The following is a 19,652-nucleotide window of genomic DNA, read 5'->3' on the forward strand; positions in this document are numbered from 1 at the left end:
CGGGCACGCGCGGTAAGTGGCCTTCCGGCCCTGGGACCCCTTCCGTACACCCGTACGATGGAGGGTGGCCCAGTGTCGTACATAGGAGGCAGACCGTGTCGGAGGCGCTCAACCCGGTGACCCCGGAAGAGACCGAAGAAGAGCCGATCAAGCAGCGCAAGAACGGCCTGTACCCGGGCGTTTCCGATGAGCTCGCCGAGAACATGAAGTCCGGCTGGGCCGACACCGAGCTGCGCGACCTGCAGCCGATCGCGCAGGCCGAGCACACCGCGGCCCGCCGCGCCGCGCTCTCCGCGCGCTTCCCTGGCGAGCGCCTGGTCATCCCCGCGGGCAACCTCAAGACCCGTTCGAACGACACCGAGTACGCCTTCCGGGCCTCCTGCGAGTACGCGTACCTCACCGGCAACCAGACCGAGGACGGCGTCCTGGTCCTGGAGCCCACCGCGAGCGGCCACGACGCGACGATCTACCTGCTGCCGCGCTCCGACCGCGAGAACGGTGAGTTCTGGCTGGACGGCCAGGGCGAGCTCTGGGTCGGCCGCAGGCACTCCCTCACCGAGGCCGAGAAGCTGTACGGCATCCCCGCCTCCGACGTGCGCGAGCTGACCGGCGCGCTGCGCGAGGCCACAGGACCGGTCCGCGTGGTCCGCGGCCACGACGCCGGGATCGAGGCGGCCCTGACCGACAAGGTCACCGCCGAGCGCGACGAGGAGCTGCGCGTCTTCCTCTCCGAGGCCCGGCTGGTCAAGGACGAGTTCGAGGTCGGCGAGCTGCAGAAGGCCGTCGACTCGACCGCCCGCGGCTTCGAGGACGTCGTGAAGGTCCTCGACAAGGCCGAGGCCACCAGCGAGCGCTACATCGAAGGCACGTTCTTCCTGCGCGCCCGCGTCGAGGGCAACGACATCGGCTACGGCTCCATCTGCGCCGCGGGCCCGCACGCCACCACCCTGCACTGGGTGCGCAACGACGGCGCGGTGCGCTCCGGCGAGCTGCTGCTGCTCGACGCCGGTGTGGAGACGCACACGTACTACACCGCGGACATCACGCGCACGCTGCCGATCAACGGCCGCTTCGACGCGCTGCAGAAGAAGATCTACGACGCCGTGTACGAGGCGCAGGAGGCGGGCATCGCGGCGGTGAAGCCGGGCGCCAAGTTCCGCGACTTCCACGACGCGTCGCAGCGCGTGCTCGCCGAGAAACTGGTCGAGTGGGGCCTTGTCGAGGGGCCGGTCGAGCGCGTCCTCGAGCTGGGCCTGCAGCGCCGCTGGACGCTGCACGGCACCGGCCACATGCTCGGCATGGACGTCCACGACTGCGCCGCCGCGCGCACCGAGGCGTACGTGAACGGCACGCTGGAGCCCGGCATGTGCCTGACCGTCGAGCCCGGCCTGTACTTCCAGGCGGACGACCTGACCGTGCCGGAGGAGTACCGCGGCATCGGCGTCCGGATCGAGGACGACATCCTCGTGACGGAGGACGGCAACAAGAACCTGTCGGCCGCTCTGCCTCGTACGTCCGACGACGTCGAGGCGTGGATGGCACGGCTCAAGGGCTGAGTGTTCCCGCAGAACCGGGTCCCCTCTTGAACCGGGTCTCCTCTTAAAGAGGAGGCCCGGTTCTGCGTTTTCGGCCTTTACAGGGGGCCTTTACAGGGGGCCTTCCCAGTGGGTTTAGCGCTCGTCCTCGCCCGCGACCTTGGCGGTGCTCAGGGCGATGCGGTTCCAGGTGTTGATGGTGAAGATCAGGGCGAGGACGCGGGCCAGCTCCTGCTCGTCGAAGTGGCGGGCCGCCTCGGCGTAGACGTCGTCCGGCACACTGCCCCGGGAGACGAGGGTGACGGCCTCGGTCAGGGCGAGGGCCGCCTGCTCCTTCGCCGTGAAGAAGTGCCTGGCCTCGCGCCATACGCCGATCATGTGCAGCCGCGCCTCGTCCTCACCGGCCTTGCGGGCGTCGGAGGTGTGCATGTGGAGGCAGTACGCGCAGCCGTTGAGGAGCGAGGCGCGGATCTGGACCAGCTCGACCAGGGCCGGGTCGAGACCGTCGCGGGCGGCGGCGTCGAAGCCTATGAGGGCCTTGAACGCCTTGGGGGCGGCCTGCGCGAAGTTGAGGCGAGGGGTGAGGGTGGCGGCCGGGGTGGAAGCGGTCTGCGGGGTGTTCGCGGTGTGCACGTTGTTCGTCATGACGATGAATCTAGGTCCGGGAAAGACCTCGCGTAGGGTGCATTCCCATGGCGGAATCATGGGTCAATTCGGCGGAACGCATCGGCAGTGACCTGCATGTGGAGCTGTCGGGTCCGGGCAGTCGCCGCGCCGTTCTGATCCGCGCGCTGCGCGATGCCGTACGCGAGGGCCGCCTCGCCCCGGGCACCCGTCTGCCGCCCTACCGTTCGCTCGCCGCCGACCTCGGCCTGGCCCGCAACACGGTCGCCGACGCCTATGCCGAACTGGTCGCCGAGGGCTGGCTGACGGCTCGGCAGGGATCCGGGACCAGGGTGGCGGAGCGCGCGGCGCCGCCCAAGCGGCCGCGACGGCCGAAGCCCGCACCCGCCCGGCCCGCCACCCCCGCGTACAACCTCCGCCAGGGCACACCGGACGTGGCGTCCTTTCCCCGCACGTCTTGGCTCGCCGCCGCCCGGCGTGCGCTGGGCGCCGCGCCCAACGAGGCCTTCGGTCCCGGCGACCCGCGCGGGCGCGTCGAACTGCGGCTGGCGCTCGCCGACTACCTGGCACGGGCCCGCGGGGTGCGTGCCGACCCCGAGCGCATCGTGGTCTGCTCCGGGTCCGCGCACGCGCTGCGGCTGCTCTTCGGGGGCGCGCCGGGCGCGGGCGGCGGCGTGCTGCGAGGCCCCTTCGCCGTGGAGTCGTACGGCCTCGGCTTCCACCGGGAGATCCTGGCGGATTCGGGCGTGCGGACCGTGCCGCTCGGCCTGGACGAACGGGGCGCGCGCGTCGAGGAGTTGGTGGGGCATCCCCGAGTACGCGGCGTACTGCTCACGCCCGCGCACCAGTTCCCGACCGGTGGCCCACTGCACGCGGCCCGGCGCGCCGCGGTCGTCGACTGGGCCCGCACCGGTGGCGGGGTGGTCCTTGAGGACGACTACGACGGCGAGTTCCGTTACGACCGCGAACCGGTCGGCGCCGTGCAGGGCCTGGACCCCGAACGCGTCGTCCACCTGGGCTCGGTGAGCAAGAGCCTGTCCCCCGCGGTGCGCCTCGGGTGGATGGTGCTGCCCGAGCACCTCGTCGACGGCGTCCTCGCGGCCAAGGGGGAGCGGGAGGCGTGGGCGAGCGTCCTCGACCAGCTCACGCTCGCCGACTTCATCGCCTCCGGGCAGTACGACCGGCACATCCGCCGGATGCGGCAGCGCTACCGGCGCCGCCGCGACCGCCTCGTCACCGCCCTCGCCGAACACGCCCCGCACATCACGGCCACCGGCATCGCGGCGGGCCTGCACGCGGTGCTGCGGCTGCCGCCCGGCACGGAGGCGTCCGCGGTCAAGGCCGCGTCCTGGCAAGGGATCGCGCTGGAGGGGCTCGCCGGTTTCCGGCACCCGCGGGCCACGATGCCGGCCGGGGACGGCCTCGTCGTCGGGTACTCGACGCCGACGGAGCACGCGTACGACGCCGCGGTCGAGGCGCTGCTGCGGGCGCTGCCACCCGCCGACGACTCCGTCGGGGTCCCTGCCGAGACGGATCGGTAGCCACCGGGCCGGGGCGGCGCGGTCAGTCCGAGGAGTCCTCCGGGTACGGCACCCAGCGGAGCTCGTCGCCGCCCCGGCGGACCGTGCCGAAGGGGACGTCCGCGAAGTGGACGCCGAAGCCGATGGTGCCCGGCTCCGCGAGCTCGGCGACGAGCGCGCGGCGGACCTCGGCGGCCGCGTCCCGGTCCAGGTCGGGGGAGGCCGACCAGTCGGGGTGGGCGATCTGGAGGGGCGAGTGCAGGGCGTCGCCGAACGCGATGACGCGCTGCCCGCCGTCGGAGATGACGTACGCGGTGTGGCCCGACGTGTGGCCGGGGAGCAGCCGGACGTGGACGCCGGGGCGGATCTCCTCACCGTCGGCCACGGTGCGCACCCGCGGTTCGAGGGCGCCGAGGATGTCGTCGTCGAGGCCCTCCGCACCGGCGTGGTGGCGTCCCGTCCACTCCTGCTCGGACAGCAGGTACTCGGCGCCGCCGAGCGCGGGTCCTTCGCCGCCGGGCGCGGACTGCCAGGCCCAGCCGACGTGGTCGGGGTGGAGGTGGGTGAAGGCGACCGCGCCGATCCGCGCCGGGGGCCGGCCGGCCGCGGCCAGGCTGTCGAGCAGCGTCCCGCTCCGGACGGCGCCGATCCGCCCGCCGTCCTGCGCGGGCATCGTCAGCGGGCCGAAGCCGGCGTCGATCAGCAGGGCGCCCACGGCGTCGTCGTTGTCGCCGCCCTCGCCCTCGCTGGCTCCGCCCTCGTCATCGGCGCGCTCGACGAGCAGGCCGCCGATGCTCGCCGTCAAGTAACCGTCGGCGTCCAGGTATTCGGGGTGGGCGGCCCAGTCGTCCTCGGTGGAGGCGGAGAACCAGAGGCGCGGTGACAGCTGCACCGCGCCGTCGGGTAGGTACGTCAGCTTCGTACGGCCGATTCGCAGCGAGCGCATGCGCGCGGGGCGCCGGAGCCGGTCGTTTCCATATGCCGTCGTAGGCAGGGGAGTTGTCATGGTTGCTGCCAACCATGGTGGGGACAGTCGCATTCCCCCACCGCCTGCCGTCCGGCCGTGGCGAATCGTTTCTCAGGGCGTGTGGCCGTCAAGCCGTCAGGCCGTCATCAACGGCGCGTCCGCGCGCCACTTGAGGATCTTGTCGAAGCTGATCACCGCGCCTCTGCCGGGTTTGTTGGCGAGGTGGACGTGATCGGCGAGTTCCCTGATCAGGCACAGGCCACGGCCGTGCTCGTCCGTCTCCGCGGCGGGCGGCCTTGGCGGCGGACAGCCGCGCGAGGAGCCGGGGAAGCCGGGGCCGGAATCGGTCACCTCAATGCGGCACTTCTCGCCGTCCAGATAGGCCGTGACCCGGTACCCGCCCGCGCCGCCCAGCGCGCCGCCTGGGTTACCCGCACCGCCGTGCTCCACGGCGTTGGCGCACGCTTCGCTGAGAGCGACCGACAGGTCGTAGGAGACGTCGGGGTCCACGCCCGCCGTCTCCATCGTGCCGATCAACAGGCGGCGGGCGAGCGGAACGCTCGCAGCTTCGCGCCGCAAATGGAGAGACCACCAGATGCTCATGCTCCAGCCTCCTGGCTGCGGCTCGACATACCGATACGTATTGCCACACCCGCCCGCGGATAAGCGCACGGTTGACGTGATACCGCCCATACGGCGGACGCGCGGCCCCGCCCGCTCCGTGTAGGCCCGCGGCGCCTCGGGGTCCCTCGGAGCCCGTCTTAGAGCCGGCCGCAGACGCCCCAACACCCTGGAACCGGACCTTCCGGACCTGCCGTACGCACCGGGCGGGTCCAGTGCGATGATGGCCCGGCCATGAACGCCCCCCACCAGCGCCAGCCGCGCGACGGAGCCGATCTCCGGCTACTCAGGGCCGCGACATTCGCCGCGGTCTGCGTCGTGCTGTCCGCCGGGGGCCATGTGCTCGCTTCCTGCGCCGCCGTCCCGCTGTGGACGCTGGGCGTGGGCTTCCTTCTCGTCCTCGCGGTCGCGCTGCCGCTCGCCGGGCGGGCCCGTTCGCTGCCCGGCATCGCCGCGCTGCTCGCGGCCGGACAGCTCGGCCTGCACGCCCTGTTCGGCCTCGGCCAGCACGGCACCGCGGTCACCACCACCGTCACCCGCAACGGTGACGGCTCTCTGGTGGAACGGGCCGCCCGGCTGGTCTGCGGGGCGGGCGCCGCGCCGATCACGCCCGCGCAGGCCCACCGGATCCTCACCACCGCCGGGTTCGGACCCGGTGGCGCGGGAGGTTCGGTCGGTTCGGGCACTCTCGGAGCGGGCCACTCCGTCGCCCACGGGCACGGCGGATCCGCCGCCGCGGCCGCGGACGCCGCGCTGGACTCGGTGACGAGTGCGACCGGCGCACCGGGCGGCGGCCCGCTCGGGTCGATGGGCTCGATGGGCTCGATGGGCGCCATGTCGCTCCTGCCGTCCCTGCCCATGCTCATCGCCCACGTCCTCGCGGCCCTGGCCGCCGGCTGGCTGCTGCGCCGCGGCGACATCGCGCTGCTCCGCCTCATCCGGCTCGCCGACGGGGCGCACGGGGTCACCGAAGGAGCGCTCGTACGTTCCTTGCGCTCGGCGCTCACCCTCGTACGCGCCCTGCGGGCGGGTCTGCCCGGCGCGCCCGAGACGACCGGCCCGCCGGTTCCGCGCACCGCGCTGCTCGCGCCGCCGAAGCCGCGCACGGTCGCGCTCGAGGACGCGGTGATCAGGCGCGGTCCCCCGGCCGGCCCCCTCGATCTCGAACTCGCCGCCTGACGCGACACTCCACACCGCTGTACGGAGCAGTGCTCCACACCGCTGCACGGAGGGGTCGCCCGGCGTCGCGCGCGTGCCCGGCGGGCCGCGCCCACCCCCCGTATCCAGCACCCGGTACGGCGACCAGCGCGTCGCGTACCGGTGACCACTGACGAAAGTGGAGTGTTCCTGTCATGAAGATGTCCCGTATCGCCGCCGTCGGCACCGTCGCCGCCTCCGCCGTTCTCGTCCTCTCGGCGCCCGCGCTCGCGCACGTCAGCGTCTCTCCCGAGGGCGCCGCCGCCAAGGGCGGGTACGCGACGGTCAACTTCAAGGTGCCGAACGAGATGGACGACGCCGCGACCAACAAGGTCGAGGTCACCTTCCCGGCCGACCACCCGCTCGCCTCCGTCATGACGGAGGCCGTCCCCGGCTGGAACGTCAAGGTCACCAAGAGCAAGCTCGACAAGCCGCTGGAGATCCACGGCGAGAAGATCGACGAGGCCGTCACCAAGGTCACCTGGACCGCCGACGGCAAGGGCATCCAGCCCGGCAGCTTCCAGAAGTTCCCGGTCTCCCTGGGCCAGCTGCCCGAGGACACCGACCAGCTCGTCTTCAAGGCGATCCAGACGTACGACAACAAGGACGTCGTCCGCTGGATCGAGCCGCAGCAGAAGGGTCAGGAGGAGCCGGAGCACCCGGCGCCCGCCCTGGAGCTGACCGCTGCCACCGAGGGCCACGGCGCCGCCGCCGACACCAAGGCGGACGACAAGGGCGGCAAGACCGAGAGCGCGTCCTCCGACTCCTCGGACAGCAGCGACACCACCGCCCGCGTCCTCGGCATCGTCGGCATCGTCGTCGGCGCGGCGGGCGTCGCGTTCGGCGTCCTCGCGGGCCGTCGCCGCGTCACCGGCTGAGCCGTCGGCCGAGCCACCCCACGGGGTGCGCCGCCGCGGCACGCAGCCGCCCCGGTGCACCCCGACCCCCTCACATCTGGGACATTTCCGTATGCGCACGAAGAGCTCGAAGAGCCACTCCAAGCACCTCTCCAAGAGCACCAACAAGAAGCTCGCCGCGGCTGCCCTGCTGGCCACGGCCGCCCTCACGCTGACCGCCTGCGGCGGCGGTGACGACAAGAAGCCGGTCGCCGACGTCTCCGTCGAGACCGACTCGGGCAAGGCCTCCACGGTCCTCGACAAGCCCTACGAGAAGCCGAACCTCGTCCTCACCGACACGCACGGCAAGAAGTACGACCTGCGCAAGGAGACCAAGGGCAAGCCGACGCTGATCTACTTCGGCTACACGCACTGCCCCGACGTCTGCCCGCTGACGATGAACAACATCGCGGTCGCCAAGAAGAAGCTGCCCAAGGCGGACCAGAAGAAGCTGAAGGTCGTCTTCGTCACCACCGACCCCGAGCGGGACACCCCCGCCGAGCTCGGCAAGTGGCTCAAGGGCGTGGACGCCGACTTCACCGGCCTGACCGGCGACTTCGCCACCATTCAGGCAGGCGCCCGCCAGCTCGCCATCAGCATCGAGCCGCCCAAGAAGCAGAAGGACGGCAAGATCGTCTCGATGCACGGGCTGCAGGTCATCGCCTTCTCACCGAAGAACGACTCGGGATACGTCATGTACAACGCCGACGCGACAGCCGGTGACTACACGAAGGATCTCCCCAAGCTCATCGAGGGAAAGAACCCGTGAACCACCGCACCACCCTCCACCGCACCACCCGGCGCCGCACCACCCCCCACCGCGCGTTCACCGGCGGAGCCATGGCGCTGGCCGCCGCGCTCGCCCTGGCGGGCTGCGGCGGCTCGGACTCCGGCAAGGACTCCGAGCCGGCCTCGGCGAAGGCCCCCGACCTCAAGGTCAGCGGCGCCTACATCCCCGAGCCCACCATGGCCGACATGGCGGCCGGTTTCCTCACGCTCACGAACAAGGGCGGCGCCGACAAGCTCACCTCTGCCACCAGCGATGTCGCGGGCTCGGTCACGCTGCACAGCACCAAGGGCGGCGCGATGAAGGAGCAGAAGTCCTTCGACGTGCCCGCGGGCGGCCACCTCGACTTCACCAGCGGCGGCAACCACCTGATGCTCGAAAAGCTCAAGCGCAAGCTGGAGCAGGGCGAGAAGGTCACCCTGACGCTGCGCTTCCAGAAGTCGGACCCCGTCAAGGTCGAGGTGCCGGTCAAGGAAGCGACGTACCAGCCGAAGCAGCACGACACGTCACACAACTCGCACTGAGGGACGGACCGTTGATGCAGACCATCGCTTCCCGCTCCGGGGTCGCTCCCCGGACCAGCGCCGCCCCCCGTGTCTGGCGGCTCCTCCTCGTGCTGCTCGCGGCGACCGGCGCCTTCCTCGCCGGGGCCGCGCCGGCCTCCGCGCACGCCGCGCTGACCGGCAGCGATCCGAGGCAGGGAGCGGTGGTCGAGGCGGCCCCCGCCCAGGTCAAGCTCACCTTCTCGGAGAAGGTCGCCATGTCGGAAGGCTCCGTGCGGGTGCTCGACCCGTCCGGCAAGCGCGCCGACACCGACAAGACGACGGACCTGGGCGCCAACACGTACGGCGTGAAACTCCGCCCCGGCCTGCCCGACGGCACCTTCACCGTCGCCTACCAAGTGGTCTCCGCCGACAGCCACCCCGTCTCCGGCGCCTTCACCTTCTCCATCGGCGCGCCCTCCGACACCAAGGTCGCGCTGCCCGACCAGGAGGCCGGCGGCGGCCTGGTCGGCGTGCTCTACGACATCACCCGCTACGTCTCGTACGCCGGTTTCATCCTGCTCGTCGGCGGCGCCGCCTTCGTGCTCGGCTGCTGGCCGCGCGGCGCCGGGGTGCGGCCGCTGCAGCGGCTCGTGACGTCGGGCTGGGTCGCGCTCACCGCCTCCACCCTCGTCCTGCTGCTCCTGCGCGCCCCCTACACCGGCTCCGGGAAGCTCGCCGACGCCTTCGACATGGGCAAGCTCGGCGACGTCCTCAACACCAAGACGGGCGCGGCCCTCGTCTCCAGGCTGCTGCTCCTCGCCGCCGCCGCGCTGTTCATCGCGGTGCTCTTCGGCGCGTACGCGAAGCGCGAGGGACCCGACGACGCGGCCGAGAAGAAGGACCTCACCTTCGGGCTCGCCATCGGCGGCACCGTCGTCGCCATCGGCATCGCGGCGACCTGGGCGATGGCCGAGCACGCGTCGACCGGCATCCAGGCGGGCATCGCGATGCCCGTCGACGTCCTGCACCTGCTCGCCGTCTCCACCTGGCTCGGTGGGCTCGCGGCGCTGTGCCTCGCGCTCTTCCGCACGGCCGCGGTGGACGCGCCCGCGGTGCGACGGTTCTCGGCCGTGGCATTCACCAGCGTCGTCGTACTCGCCGCGACCGGCACGTACCAGTCGTGGCGGCAGGTCGGTTCATGGTCGGCGCTGACCGGTACGTCGTACGGGCAGCTGCTCCTCGTCAAGATCGGCCTGGTCGTCGTCCTGGTGGGCGTCGCCTCCGTCTCCCGCCGGTGGACCGGCCGGATCACGGCCGAGGCCGCGGCGGCGACCGCCGTGGTCGTCGAACAGCGCGGGAAGCAGACGCAGGCTTCCAAGCAGGCGTCCAAGAAGACGGTCACCGTGCCCGCCACCGACGCGGACACGGGCGGCGATTCCCAGCGCTCCGCCCAGCTGGCGCGCCAGCGTGCCGCCATGGACACCGCCCGCGAGAAGCGCATACGTGACGCCGACCCGCACCGTTCGGGCCTGCGCCGCTCGGTGCTCACCGAGACCGGCATCGCCGTCGTCCTGCTCGCCGTGACGACGATCCTCACCACCACCGAGCCGGGCCGCACCGAGGAGGAGGCCGCGGGCGCCACCGCGGCGGCAGCGGCGCAGCGCTCGGGCCCGCTCAAGGTCAAGGTGCCCTTCGACACGGGCGGCACCGACGGCAAGGGCACGGTGCAGCTGGACCTCGACCCGGGCCGCAGCGGCAGCAACGCCCTGCACCTGTACGTGAAGCGGCCCAACGGCAGCGCCTTCGACGTCCCCGAGGTGAAGGTCTCCTTCACCCTCGCGTCGCAGGACGTCGGACCGCTGCCCGTCGCGCCCGACCACATCGCCACCGGACACTGGAGCGCGAACGGCGTGCAGATTCCGATGGCAGGAAACTGGAAGATCGCGGTGACGGTGCGGACCAGCGACATCGATCAGGTCACCGTGAAGAAGAACGCGCAGATCGGCTGAGTGGAACGACCATGGCGGACAACGGCATTTCGAGGCGGCGGCTGCTCGGCACCGCCGGCGCGACCGGACTCGCGCTCGGCGCGGCGGGCGGCGCCGCCGGATACGCCGCGGCACCCTCGTCCGACTCCTCCGCCGCGGTGGACGGCCCGTCGTCCGCGCTGACGTCCCTCGGCACGGACGAGGTGATGTTTCACGGGAAACATCAGCCCGGCATCACCACACCCATGCAGTCCCGCGGCCATCTGGTCGCCTTCGACCTGGTGGCGGGGACGGGCCGCAAGGAGGCGGCAGCCCTGCTGCGCCGCTGGTCGGCGACGGCCCAGGCGCTGATGGCGGGGCGGCCGACCGACGGCGACGACACAGCCGTCGCCCGGGACGCGGGCCCGTCCTCGCTCTCCGTCACCTTCGGTTTCGGCGCCTCCTTCTTCTCCCGCACGGGCCTGGCGAAGCAGCGCCCGGCCGCCCTGGACCCGCTGCCCGACTTCTCCTCGGACCATCTCGACAAGGCGCGCAGCAACGGCGACCTGTGGGTGCAGATCGGCGCGAACGACCCGCTCGTCGCCTTCCACGCCCTGCGCGCGATCCAACGGGAGGCGGCGGGCGCGGCGAAGGTCCGCTGGCAGATGAACGGGTTCAACCGCTCGCCGGGCGCCACCGCACGCCCGATGACCACCCGCAACCTGATGGGCCAGATCGACGGCACGAACAATCCCAAGCCGTCGGAGAAGACCTTCGACCAGCGCATCTTCGTCCCCGATGGCGGGAACCCCGCGTGGATGGCGGGCGGTTCCTACGTCGTCGTACGCCGCATCCGCATGCTCCTGGACGACTGGGAGAAGCTCGGCCTGAAGGAGCAGGAGGCGGTGATCGGACGGCACAAGTCGGACGGCTCACCGCTGACGGGCGGCTCGGAGAGCACCGAGCCGAAGCTCGACAAGACCGGCCCGGACGGCAAGGTCGTGATCCCGCCCAACGCGCACGCCCGCATCAGCAGGCCCGACCAGAACGGCGGCGCCGCGATGCTGCGCCGCCCGTTCTCCTACCACGACGGCTTCGACGCCAAGGGCGAGCCCGACGCGGGCCTGCTCTTCATCTGCTGGCAGGCCGACCCGATGAGTGGCTTCATCCCGGTGCAGCGCAAGCTCGACCGGGGCGACGCCCTGTCGGAGTTCATCCGGCACGAGGCCAGCGGGCTCTTCGCGGTGCCGGGCGGGGCGGCGAAGGGCGAGTACGTGGGGCAGCGGCTGCTGGAGGGGTGAGCCGTCGCTCGCCCGGGCGCGTGGCATATGCGGGGGCGCGTGTTGGGGTGCATGTGGGGGCGTACGCCTTCTTCGTACGCGCGTACGTGCGACGGGCGCCGCTCTGTGAGACGCGTGAGCCGCGCCACGTCGGGCCCATTAGGGTGACGGTATGTCGGCGACGCGCTATACGTACCTGGGCCCCGAAGGCACCTTCACGGAGGCGGCACTCCGCACGCTGCCGGAGGCGGCCGCCCGGGAGCTCGTCCCCATGGTCTCCGTGCCCGCCGCGCTGGACGCGGTCCGCGGCGGCCAGGCGGCTGCCGCGCTGGTGCCGATCGAGAACTCCGTCGAGGGCGGCGTCACCACCACCGTCGACGAGCTCGCCAAGGGCGAGCCCCTGATGATCTACCGCGAGGTCGTCCTGCCGATCGCCTTCGCGCTGCTCGTGCGCCCCGGCACGAAGCTCACGGACATCAAGACGGTGACCGGTCACCCCGTGGCCCAGCCGCAGGTCCGCAACTGGCTGGCCGCGCACCTGCCGGACGCCCTGTGGGAGTCGGCGGCCTCGAACGCGGACGGCGCCCGCCTGGTCCAGGAGGGCCGCTTCGACGCCGCCTTCGCGGGTGAGTTCGCCGCGGCGACGTACGGCCTGGAGCCGCTGGTCAGCGAGATCCACGACGCGGCGAACGCCGAGACCCGCTTCGTGCTGGTCGGCCGCCCCGCCCGGCCCGCCGCGCCGACGGGGGCCGACAAGACCTCCGTCGTCATCTGGCTGGGCGACGACCACCCCGGCGCGCTGCTCGAACTGCTCCAGGAGTTCGCCGTACGCGGCGTCAACCTCATGCGGATCGAATCGCGGCCGACGGGCCAGGGCATCGGCAACTACTGCTTCTCGATGGACGCCGAGGGGCACATCACGGACCGCCGGGTCGGCGAGGCCCTGATGGGGCTCAAGCGGATCTGCCCGCAGGTGCGCTTCCTCGGGTCGTACCCGCGGGCCGGAGTGGCGACGGAGGACGTCCGGCCGCTGCGGCCCGGCACGACCGACAGCGAGTTCATGGCGGCGTCGGACTGGCTGGCACGCTGCGAGGACGGCCGTTTCTAGCCGCTCGCCCGCTCCCCGTCCGGTCCTACCTGCAGATTTACGTTGTCCACAGAAGTTATCCACAGGTGCGCGTCTCGACCTGGGGACAAGTCGACAACGAAGCACGACATGGTCGACAAATCGGCGCAGGGACCTCAAGTCCGTCCACAGTCCGGCACGTCACCCCTCGTCCACTCTTTTCCATTGATCAACTCTTTGGGGCGAGGTATTTCCACTCGAAAGTGGGTGTGCGGGTGGTTTGGGAAGCGATTCCTTCGGCCCGTGCGGAACTTTCGGAACTCCCCCTTCCGGCATCCACAGATCTTTCGCACAGGCTGTGGACAACCGTCCGGAGTCGCCGATTCCTGTGGACAACCGCGGCGAGCGGGCGGCCAAGTCCCGCTTCCCGCAAGGAGTTCGGGTCAAGACGCCGGGTGCGGTCTGCCCCATTTCGGGGAATGGTGGCCATTTATTGACCCGCACCCCGAGTGCTCAGCGGCGGCGGCTTTCCAGCCGGGCCGAGCCCCATTCGGAGCCGTCGGCCGCCAGGAATTTCCATTCCGGCAAAACGGGCATAACGCACACCATGCAATATCGAGTCGTAGGCCGCAACCGCACGACGGTAGCCTTGAAGGGTGATTGACCTTCGCCTGCTCCGTGAGGACCCCGACCGTGTTCGCGCCTCCCAGCGCGCCCGTGGAGAGGACGTCGCGCTCGTCGACGCCCTGCTCTCCGCCGACGAGCGGCGCAGGTCGTCCGGCCTCCGCTTCGACGAGCTCCGCTCCGAGCAGAAGGCGCTCGGCAAGCTGATCCCCAAGGCCGCGCCCGAGGAGAAGCAGGAGCTCCTGAAGAAGGCGGGCGAGCTCTCCGCGGCCGTCAAGGCGGCCAACACCGCGCAGGACGAGGCCGACGAGGAGACCAAGCGCCTCCTCGGGCAGCTGGGCAACCTCGTCCACCCGGACGTCCCGGTCGGCGGCGAGGAGGACTTCGTCGTCCTCGACACGATCGGCACCCCGCGCGACTTCGCGGCCGAGGGCTTCGAGCCGAAGGACCACCTCGAGCTCGGCGAGCTGCTCGGCGCGATCGACGTCGAGCGCGGCGCCAAGGTCTCCGGATCGCGCTTCTACTACCTCACCGGTATCGGCGCCCTGCTCGAACTCGCCCTGGTCAACGCCGCCATCGCGCAGGCGACCGAGGCCGGGTTCATCCCCATGCTGACGCCGTCGCTCGTCCGCCCGCGCGCCATGGAGGGCACGGGCTTCCTCGGCCAGGCCGCGGAGAACGTGTACCACCTGGAGAAGGACGACTACTACCTGGTCGGCACCTCCGAGGTGGCGCTCGCGGCGTACCACATGGACGAGATCATCGACGCCGACAAGCTGCCCCTGCGGTACGCGGGCTTCTCGCCCTGCTACCGCCGCGAGGCCGGCACGTACGGCAAGGACACCCGCGGCATCTTCCGCGTCCACCAGTTCGACAAGGTCGAGATGTTCTCGTACGTCGACCCGGCCGACGCCGAGAACGAGCACAAGCGTCTCCTGGAGTGGGAGAAGCAGTGGCTGACCGGCCTTGGCCTGCCCTTCCAGGTGATCGACGTGGCGACGGGTGACCTCGGCGCCTCGGCCTCGCGCAAGTACGACTGCGAGGCGTGGATCCCCACCCAGGGCAAGTACCGCGAGCTGACCTCCGCCTCGAACTGCGACGGCTTCCAGGCCCGCCGCCTGTCGATCCGGATGCGCGACAGCCGCGACGGCAAGAAGGTCCTCCAGCCGCTGGCCACGCTGAACGGCACGCTGTGCGCCGTTCCGCGCACCATCGTGGCCATCCTGGAGAACCACCAGCAGGCCGACGGCTCCGTGGTGGTGCCCGAGGTCCTGCGTCCGTACCTCGGGGGCCGAGAGATTCTGGAGCCCATCGCCAAGTGAGTCACCCTGCTCCGGTCACGCCCTCCTTCCCGTACAAGCTGGTCGCGACCGACCTCGACGGGACGCTGCTGCGCCCCGACGACACGGTTTCGGGACGTACGCGCCAGGCGCTCACCGCGGTCACCGCGGCGGGCGCGGCGCACATCATCGTCACCGGCCGTGCGGTGCCCTGGACCCGGCACATCCTCGACGACCTCGGCTACGACGGGCTCGCGGTATGCGGCCAGGGCGCGCAGGTGTACCACGCGGGGGAGCACCGGCTGCTCACCTCGGTGACGCTCGACCGCCAGCTCGCGGGCCTTGCGCTCGCCAAGATCGAGGCGGAGATCGGCCCGCTCTTCCTCGCCGCGAGCCGCGACGGCATCGACGGCGAGGTGCTGGTCGGCCCCGGCTACGCGGTCCAGGAGGGCCCGCTCCCCGCCATCCCCTTCACGGACGTCGCCGACCTGTGGGCGGCCCCGCTGAACAAGGTGTACATCCAGCACCCCGGCCTGAGCGACGACGCGCTGGCGCAGGTGGCGCGCCGGGTGGCGGGCGATCTGGTCGGCGTGACCATGGCGGGCGAGGGGATAGTCGAACTCCTGCCGCTCGGCCTCTCCAAGGCCACGGGCCTCTCCCTGGCGGCACGCCGCCTCGGCGCGAAGGCCGCGGACACGATCGCCTTCGGCGACATGCCGAACGACATCCCGATGTTCGGCTGGGCGGCCCACGGCGTAGCCATGGCCAACGCCCACGACGAACTCAAGGCGGTCGCGGACGAGGTGACGACGTCGAACGAGGCGGACGGCATCGCGGTGGTTCTGGAACGCTTGCTGGGCTGAGGTCGCCGAGCGGGCGAGGGGGCGTATCCGGCCCATCGGGCGCTTGAGTTTTCCAGCGGTCGGGCGCTCAAGATTCCCAAGCCCGTCGTGCGCTCAAGCTCCCCGGCCCGTCCGGTGCTCAAGATCCCCGGCCTGTCCGGCGCTCGAATTTTCAGCCCACCCGGTGCTTGGGATTTCCAGCCGGTCCGGCGCTCGAGATCTTCAGCCCGTCCGGTGCTCAAGACCCCCGGCCCGTCCGGCGCTCGAATCTTCAGCCCGTCCGGCGTTTGAGGACGAACTCGGCGAAGCCGGTGATGAAGGCCGGATCAGGCGGCGCGGGCCCCCACCCCCGCCCAAGCCCAGTGCAACGCCCCGTCACTCCTCCCCGGCCAGCGTCAGCGATCGGAGCCGCTGCCCCGCGTACCACGTGGCGAGCACCGTGACGGCGACCAGCAGGACCGTCGCGGCCGGCAGGCCGACGTCCGAGGGGATCAGGTCACCGTGGCCGACCTTCTGCGCCACGGCGAGCGACCACTGCTGCACGCTGAGCGTGCGCGCCCCGGAGACCAGCGAACCGAAGAGCGCCTCCCACACCAGCGCGTAGACGAGCCCGAAGACCACGGCGTGCCGGGTGACCGTGCCGAGGAGCAGGAAGATCGCGGCGTACGTGACGGACGCGACGAGGGCGGCGATCGTGTAGGCGATGGCGATCTGCTGCCCGTTGCCGTTCAGGATCATCCCCGAGATGAACGTGGGGATCGCCGAGAAGGCCATGGTCACGGCGATGGCGACGATCAGCTTGGTGAAGATGATCGTGGGCCGCCGGACCGGCTTGGAGAGCAGGTAGACGACCGAGCCGTCGTCGATCTCCGGACCGATCGCACCGGTGCCCGCGATGACGCCGATGATCGGCACCATCGTGGCGAGCGCGAATCCGCCGAGGACATCGGCGGCCACCTGGTCGTCGGCGCCGCTGAACCCCCGTACCGCCGCGGAGATGACGATCAGGAGGAGGGGCAGGGCGAGGAGGATCAGCGCCCGGCGCCGGCCGAGCAGGGCCCGGTAGGTGAGCCGGGCGACAGTGGGGTTGTACACGGTCAGTCCCTTCAGGCCGCGACGAGGTAGGAGAAGACCGACTCGAGGGACTCGTCCGAGGGCGAGACCGTCAGGAGCCGGATGCCGTGCTCGCGGGCGACGCGGGGCAGCAGCGCGGTGAACCGGCCGAAGTCGACCGCCTGGATGCGCAAGGCGCCCTCCTTGAGGTCGACTTCGATGCCGGCCGTCGACGGATCGGCGATCAGCGCGGCGGCCAGGGCGCGGTCGTCGCTTGAACGGATCAGATAGCGGTGCGGGCGGTCGGTCATCAGACGCCGGATCCTGCGGAAGTCACCGCTGGCCGCGTGCCGTCCGGCGACGATGACCTCGATGTGCGAGGCGAGTTGCTCGACCTCTTCGAGGATGTGCGAGGAGAACAGGACCGTGCGGCCCTGCCCGCCCATGGTCCGCAGGAGGTCCATCAGCTGCATGCGCTGACGCGGGTCCATGCCGTTGAAGGGCTCGTCGAGCAGCAGCACCGCAGGGTCGTGGACCAGGGCGGAGGCCATCTTCACGCGCTGGCGCATGCCCTTGGAGTACGTCGAGATCTTCCGGTCCTGCGCGTACTCCATCTCGACGGTGGCGAGCGCCTTCTTGGCGGCCCGCTCGTCGAGACCGTGCAACTCGGCGTTGGCGACGACGAACTCGCGGCCCGTGAGGAAGTCGTACATCGCCTCGCGCTCGGGGACGATACCGATGTCCTTGTAGATCTCCTGGTTGCGCCAGATGGGCCTGCCGTCGAGGGTGACGCTGCCCGTGGAGGGGGCGAGGAAACCACCCATCATGTTGATGAGCGTCGACTTGCCCGCGCCGTTCGGACCGAGGAGCCCCGTGACTCCCGGGCCGATGTTCATGGTGATGTCGTTGACCGCCACGACGTTCCCGAACCAGCGCGACACATGGTCAATATTGATCGTGGTCATCAGAGGCCGACCTTCCGGTAGCGGCGCATCAGCGCGCCGTAGCAGCCCGCGATGAGGCAGAGAACAACGACTACGTAGAGGGCGCCTACGGCGGAAGAGGGGCCTTCCCCTCCGGGGAAGGCGGAGGTGGCGCCGAGGAAGGCGGTCTGTACGCCGTCGATGAGCGTGATCGGCGAGAAGAGGCCGAGCCAGGCGATGGCTCCGGTGCTGCCCTGCTCGGAGGCGATCTGCTGGACCGTGGACACCGCTCCGTAGGTGATGGTCAGCACCGCGATGACGGCGGCGATGCCGAATCCGCGGCGGGGTGTGACGGCGGAGATGACGAGGGCGATACCGGAGAAGAGCAGGGAGAGCAGCGCCACGGAGACCAGCCCCTGGCCGAATCCCTTGGTCTGGTCGGCGAAGTCGAGCTTGGCGAGCAGCGCCCCTACGTAGAGCACGACGAGCGGCGCCGCGGTGAGGACGAAGAGCGCCGAGGACATCGCGGCGAACTTCGCCGCCACGTAGTCACCGCGCTCGATGGGCCGCGAGAAGTAGAGGGGCACTGTCTTGAAGCGCAGGTCGCGGGAGACGGTCTGCGGGGCCTGGGCTGCCAGGAAGAGGCTGATGACGGCCTGGAGCACGATCGCGTAGCGCGTGTAGTCCAGGGGGAGGTCGTCGGCCTTGGTGGCGACGGCGACCGCCACCATGATCGCCGCGGGTGCGCACATCACCGCGAAGAGGATCATCGGCAGGACCTTGGACTTGGCGGAACGCCCGAGTCCGTACGCGCCGCGCAGGCTCTGGGAGAAGAGCGAGCGGCGGGCGTAGGCACGGCCGAGCCGCGGTCCTTCGTAGTTGCGGTAACCGATGTTGTGGATGCGGGTGGACTCGGGGGCCCGTGCGGGCTCCGGACTCCGGGTGGCCTCAGTGCTCATCGCGGCCGGCCCCCTTCTGCTGTGCGGTGGTCACGAGGGCGGCGGTGGGCCCGGCCGCGGGCTCCTGTCGCGGCTCGTCCGTGAAGACCTCCGCGATGTGGTGCCTGCGCTGTTCCATCCGCACCAGGCCGAGGCCGAGGTCGGCGACGAGGTCGCGCACGACGTCGTACGTCTCCTCGCCCTCGGCGGTGAGCAGGATCGTGTGCCCCGCGCCGGGCAGCTCGCCGCCGGTCTCCGTGCCGATGCCGCGGCCCCGCAGCGCCTCGCGCAGCGCGCGGGTGCCGTCGGGGTGGTCGTCGGTGTCGGTGACCTCGACGGCGAGCGTCGTGGTGGTCTGGGTGAAGTCGGTGGTGGAGCTGGACCGCAGGAGCTTGCCGCCGTCGATGACGACGACGTGGTCGCAGGTGCGCTCCAGCTCGCCGAGGAGGTGCGAGGTGACCAGGACCGAGATGCCGAAGTCGGTGTGGACGCGGCGGATCAGGCCGAGCATCTCATCGCGCCCGACCGGGTCGAGGCCGTTCGTCGGCTCGTCGAGGAAGACCAGCCGGGGGTCGTGGACGAGGGCCTGAGCGAGCTTGACGCGCTGCTTCATGCCGGTCGAGTAGCCGCCGATGGGGCGGTAGCGCTCTTCGTAGAGCCCGACGTGGCGCAGGGTGTCCGCGGTGCGCTCGCGGGCCGCGGTGGGCGGGAGTCCGGACATGCGCGCCATGTGCACGACGAACTCGGTGGCCGAGACGTCGGGCGGCAGGCAGTCGTGCTCCGGCATGTACCCCACGCGTTCGCGGATCTCGCCGCCGCTGGTGGCGACGTCGAGGCCGAGCACGGTGGCGCGGCCCTCCGTGGCGGGGGACAGACCCAGCAGGATCTTGATCAGTGTGGACTTGCCGGCTCCGTTGGCTCCGACGAGTCCAGTCACACCGGGCCCGATATCCATGGAGAGCCGGTCAAGCGCGGTCACCCTGGGGAACCGCTTGCTCAGGCTTTCGGTCGCGATCACAGTCACGCTTCGACGCTAGTGGCGCGGCC

Annotated in this window: 18 protein-coding genes; 11 read left to right on the top strand and 7 right to left on the bottom strand. The window is 71.2% G+C overall.

Features of this window, described 5'->3' with window-relative positions; translation table 11 throughout:
• Window positions 1-95: 95 nt before the first annotated feature.
• Window positions 96-1,556, top strand: coding sequence for an aminopeptidase P family protein (locus ACFVYR_RS14420; RefSeq protein WP_384254564.1), 1,461 nt, complete (start codon window positions 96-98; stop codon window positions 1,554-1,556).
• A gap of 114 nt (window positions 1,557-1,670) precedes the next feature.
• Here the strand turns inward: ACFVYR_RS14420 and ACFVYR_RS14425 are convergent, their stop codons facing one another.
• Window positions 1,671-2,180, bottom strand: a complete 510-nt coding sequence (locus ACFVYR_RS14425; RefSeq protein ID WP_384254561.1) for a carboxymuconolactone decarboxylase family protein — start codon at window positions 2,178-2,180, stop codon at window positions 1,671-1,673.
• Window positions 2,181-2,227: 47 nt separating this feature from the next.
• Between ACFVYR_RS14425 and ACFVYR_RS14430 the strand changes: the two genes are divergently transcribed.
• Window positions 2,228-3,700: a PLP-dependent aminotransferase family protein gene (locus ACFVYR_RS14430; RefSeq protein WP_384254559.1), complete on the top strand. Its 1,473-nt coding sequence runs from the start codon at window positions 2,228-2,230 to the stop codon at window positions 3,698-3,700.
• A 22-nt stretch (window positions 3,701-3,722) separates the two neighbouring features.
• Here the strand turns inward: ACFVYR_RS14430 and ACFVYR_RS14435 are convergent, their stop codons facing one another.
• Entirely contained in the window at window positions 3,723-4,625 is a 903-nt protein-coding gene (locus ACFVYR_RS14435; RefSeq protein ID WP_384254556.1) for an MBL fold metallo-hydrolase, read from the bottom strand.
• A 156-nt stretch (window positions 4,626-4,781) separates the two neighbouring features.
• Window positions 4,782-5,249, bottom strand: coding sequence for an ATP-binding protein (locus tag ACFVYR_RS14440; protein ID WP_384254554.1), 468 nt, complete (start codon window positions 5,247-5,249; stop codon window positions 4,782-4,784).
• A gap of 252 nt (window positions 5,250-5,501) precedes the next feature.
• On the opposite strand from ACFVYR_RS14440, the gene ACFVYR_RS14445 reads away from it, so the two are divergent.
• The 9 genes from ACFVYR_RS14445 to ACFVYR_RS14485 all read left to right on the top strand — a co-directional run bounded on the left by ACFVYR_RS14445 (window position 5,502) and on the right by ACFVYR_RS14485 (window position 15,712).
• Window positions 5,502-6,446, top strand: coding sequence for a hypothetical protein (locus ACFVYR_RS14445; protein ID WP_384254552.1), 945 nt, complete (start codon window positions 5,502-5,504; stop codon window positions 6,444-6,446).
• Between the two features lie 173 nt (window positions 6,447-6,619).
• Window positions 6,620-7,342, top strand: a complete 723-nt coding sequence (locus ACFVYR_RS14450) for a YcnI family protein (RefSeq protein ID WP_384254549.1) — start codon at window positions 6,620-6,622, stop codon at window positions 7,340-7,342.
• 91 nt (window positions 7,343-7,433) lie between these two features.
• The gene (locus ACFVYR_RS14455; protein WP_384254547.1) at window positions 7,434-8,129 is read left to right on the top strand and encodes an SCO family protein; all 696 of its coding nucleotides are present in this window, start codon (window positions 7,434-7,436) and stop codon (window positions 8,127-8,129) included.
• Window positions 8,130-8,200: 71 nt separating this feature from the next.
• Window positions 8,201-8,671 (top strand): copper chaperone PCu(A)C, encoded by a 471-nt coding sequence (locus ACFVYR_RS14460; protein ID WP_384254688.1) that lies wholly within the window; start codon window positions 8,201-8,203, stop codon window positions 8,669-8,671.
• Window positions 8,672-8,685: 14 nt separating this feature from the next.
• The gene (locus ACFVYR_RS14465) at window positions 8,686-10,641 is read left to right on the top strand and encodes a copper resistance CopC/CopD family protein (protein WP_384254545.1); all 1,956 of its coding nucleotides are present in this window, start codon (window positions 8,686-8,688) and stop codon (window positions 10,639-10,641) included.
• Between the two features lie 11 nt (window positions 10,642-10,652).
• Complete coding sequence (efeB, locus tag ACFVYR_RS14470; protein WP_384254542.1) at window positions 10,653-11,900, top strand: iron uptake transporter deferrochelatase/peroxidase subunit; 1,248 nt, start codon at window positions 10,653-10,655, stop codon at window positions 11,898-11,900.
• A 151-nt stretch (window positions 11,901-12,051) separates the two neighbouring features.
• Complete coding sequence (gene pheA / locus ACFVYR_RS14475) at window positions 12,052-12,987, top strand: prephenate dehydratase (protein ID WP_384254540.1); 936 nt, start codon at window positions 12,052-12,054, stop codon at window positions 12,985-12,987.
• A gap of 614 nt (window positions 12,988-13,601) precedes the next feature.
• Window positions 13,602-14,891 (top strand): serine--tRNA ligase, encoded by a 1,290-nt coding sequence (serS, locus tag ACFVYR_RS14480; RefSeq protein ID WP_384254538.1) that lies wholly within the window; start codon window positions 13,602-13,604, stop codon window positions 14,889-14,891.
• Complete coding sequence (locus tag ACFVYR_RS14485) at window positions 14,888-15,712, top strand: HAD family hydrolase (protein ID WP_384254535.1); 825 nt, start codon at window positions 14,888-14,890, stop codon at window positions 15,710-15,712. Before serS ends, ACFVYR_RS14485 begins: the two co-directional genes overlap by 4 nt.
• 354 nt (window positions 15,713-16,066) lie before the next feature.
• Here the strand turns inward: ACFVYR_RS14485 and ACFVYR_RS14490 are convergent, their stop codons facing one another.
• Genes ACFVYR_RS14490 through ACFVYR_RS14505 form a run of 4 tightly spaced genes read right to left on the bottom strand, consistent with a single transcriptional unit; the run spans window position 16,067 to window position 19,623 of the window.
• A complete protein-coding gene (locus ACFVYR_RS14490) occupies window positions 16,067-16,786 on the bottom strand; it encodes an ABC transporter permease subunit (RefSeq protein WP_384254533.1) in 720 nt (239 codons plus the stop codon).
• A gap of 11 nt (window positions 16,787-16,797) precedes the next feature.
• Window positions 16,798-17,709, bottom strand: coding sequence for an ABC transporter ATP-binding protein (locus ACFVYR_RS14495; RefSeq protein ID WP_384254531.1), 912 nt, complete (start codon window positions 17,707-17,709; stop codon window positions 16,798-16,800).
• Window positions 17,709-18,626 carry an ABC transporter permease gene (locus ACFVYR_RS14500; protein ID WP_384254528.1) on the bottom strand — a complete coding sequence of 306 codons (918 nt, stop codon included), beginning with the start codon at window positions 18,624-18,626 and terminating at the stop codon, window positions 17,709-17,711. Before ACFVYR_RS14500 ends, ACFVYR_RS14495 begins: the two co-directional genes overlap by 1 nt.
• Entirely contained in the window at window positions 18,616-19,623 is a 1,008-nt protein-coding gene (locus tag ACFVYR_RS14505) for an ABC transporter ATP-binding protein (RefSeq protein ID WP_384254685.1), read from the bottom strand. The genes ACFVYR_RS14500 and ACFVYR_RS14505 overlap by 11 nt, the downstream gene beginning before the upstream one ends.
• Between the last annotated feature and the right edge of the window lie 29 nt (window positions 19,624-19,652).

The organism is Streptomyces sp. NPDC058284, from assembly GCF_042881135.1.
Taxonomy (GTDB): Bacteria; Actinomycetota; Actinomycetes; order Streptomycetales; family Streptomycetaceae; genus Streptomyces.

Excerpts from the sequence above, each read along its gene's own strand:
- ACFVYR_RS14445 (WP_384254552.1), top strand. The coding sequence starts at position 5,502 with ATGAACGCCCCCCACCAGCGCCAGCCGCGCGACGGAGCCGATCTCCGG.
- efeB (WP_384254542.1), top strand. The coding sequence starts at position 10,653 with ATGGCGGACAACGGCATTTCGAGGCGGCGGCTGCTCGGCACCGCCGGC.
- ACFVYR_RS14460 (WP_384254688.1), top strand. The coding sequence starts at position 8,201 with ATGGCGCTGGCCGCCGCGCTCGCCCTGGCGGGCTGCGGCGGCTCGGAC.
- ACFVYR_RS14450 (WP_384254549.1), top strand. The coding sequence starts at position 6,620 with ATGAAGATGTCCCGTATCGCCGCCGTCGGCACCGTCGCCGCCTCCGCC.
- ACFVYR_RS14430 (WP_384254559.1), top strand. The coding sequence starts at position 2,228 with ATGGCGGAATCATGGGTCAATTCGGCGGAACGCATCGGCAGTGACCTG.
- ACFVYR_RS14440 (WP_384254554.1), bottom strand. The coding sequence starts at position 5,249 with ATGAGCATCTGGTGGTCTCTCCATTTGCGGCGCGAAGCTGCGAGCGTT.
- ACFVYR_RS14455 (WP_384254547.1), top strand. The coding sequence starts at position 7,434 with ATGCGCACGAAGAGCTCGAAGAGCCACTCCAAGCACCTCTCCAAGAGC.
- ACFVYR_RS14495 (WP_384254531.1), bottom strand. The coding sequence starts at position 17,709 with ATGACCACGATCAATATTGACCATGTGTCGCGCTGGTTCGGGAACGTC.
- ACFVYR_RS14465 (WP_384254545.1), top strand. The coding sequence starts at position 8,686 with ATGCAGACCATCGCTTCCCGCTCCGGGGTCGCTCCCCGGACCAGCGCC.
- ACFVYR_RS14435 (WP_384254556.1), bottom strand. The coding sequence starts at position 4,625 with ATGCGCTCGCTGCGAATCGGCCGTACGAAGCTGACGTACCTACCCGAC.
- ACFVYR_RS14500 (WP_384254528.1), bottom strand. The coding sequence starts at position 18,626 with ATGAGCACTGAGGCCACCCGGAGTCCGGAGCCCGCACGGGCCCCCGAG.
- ACFVYR_RS14425 (WP_384254561.1), bottom strand. The coding sequence starts at position 2,180 with ATGACGAACAACGTGCACACCGCGAACACCCCGCAGACCGCTTCCACC.
- pheA (WP_384254540.1), top strand. The coding sequence starts at position 12,052 with ATGTCGGCGACGCGCTATACGTACCTGGGCCCCGAAGGCACCTTCACG.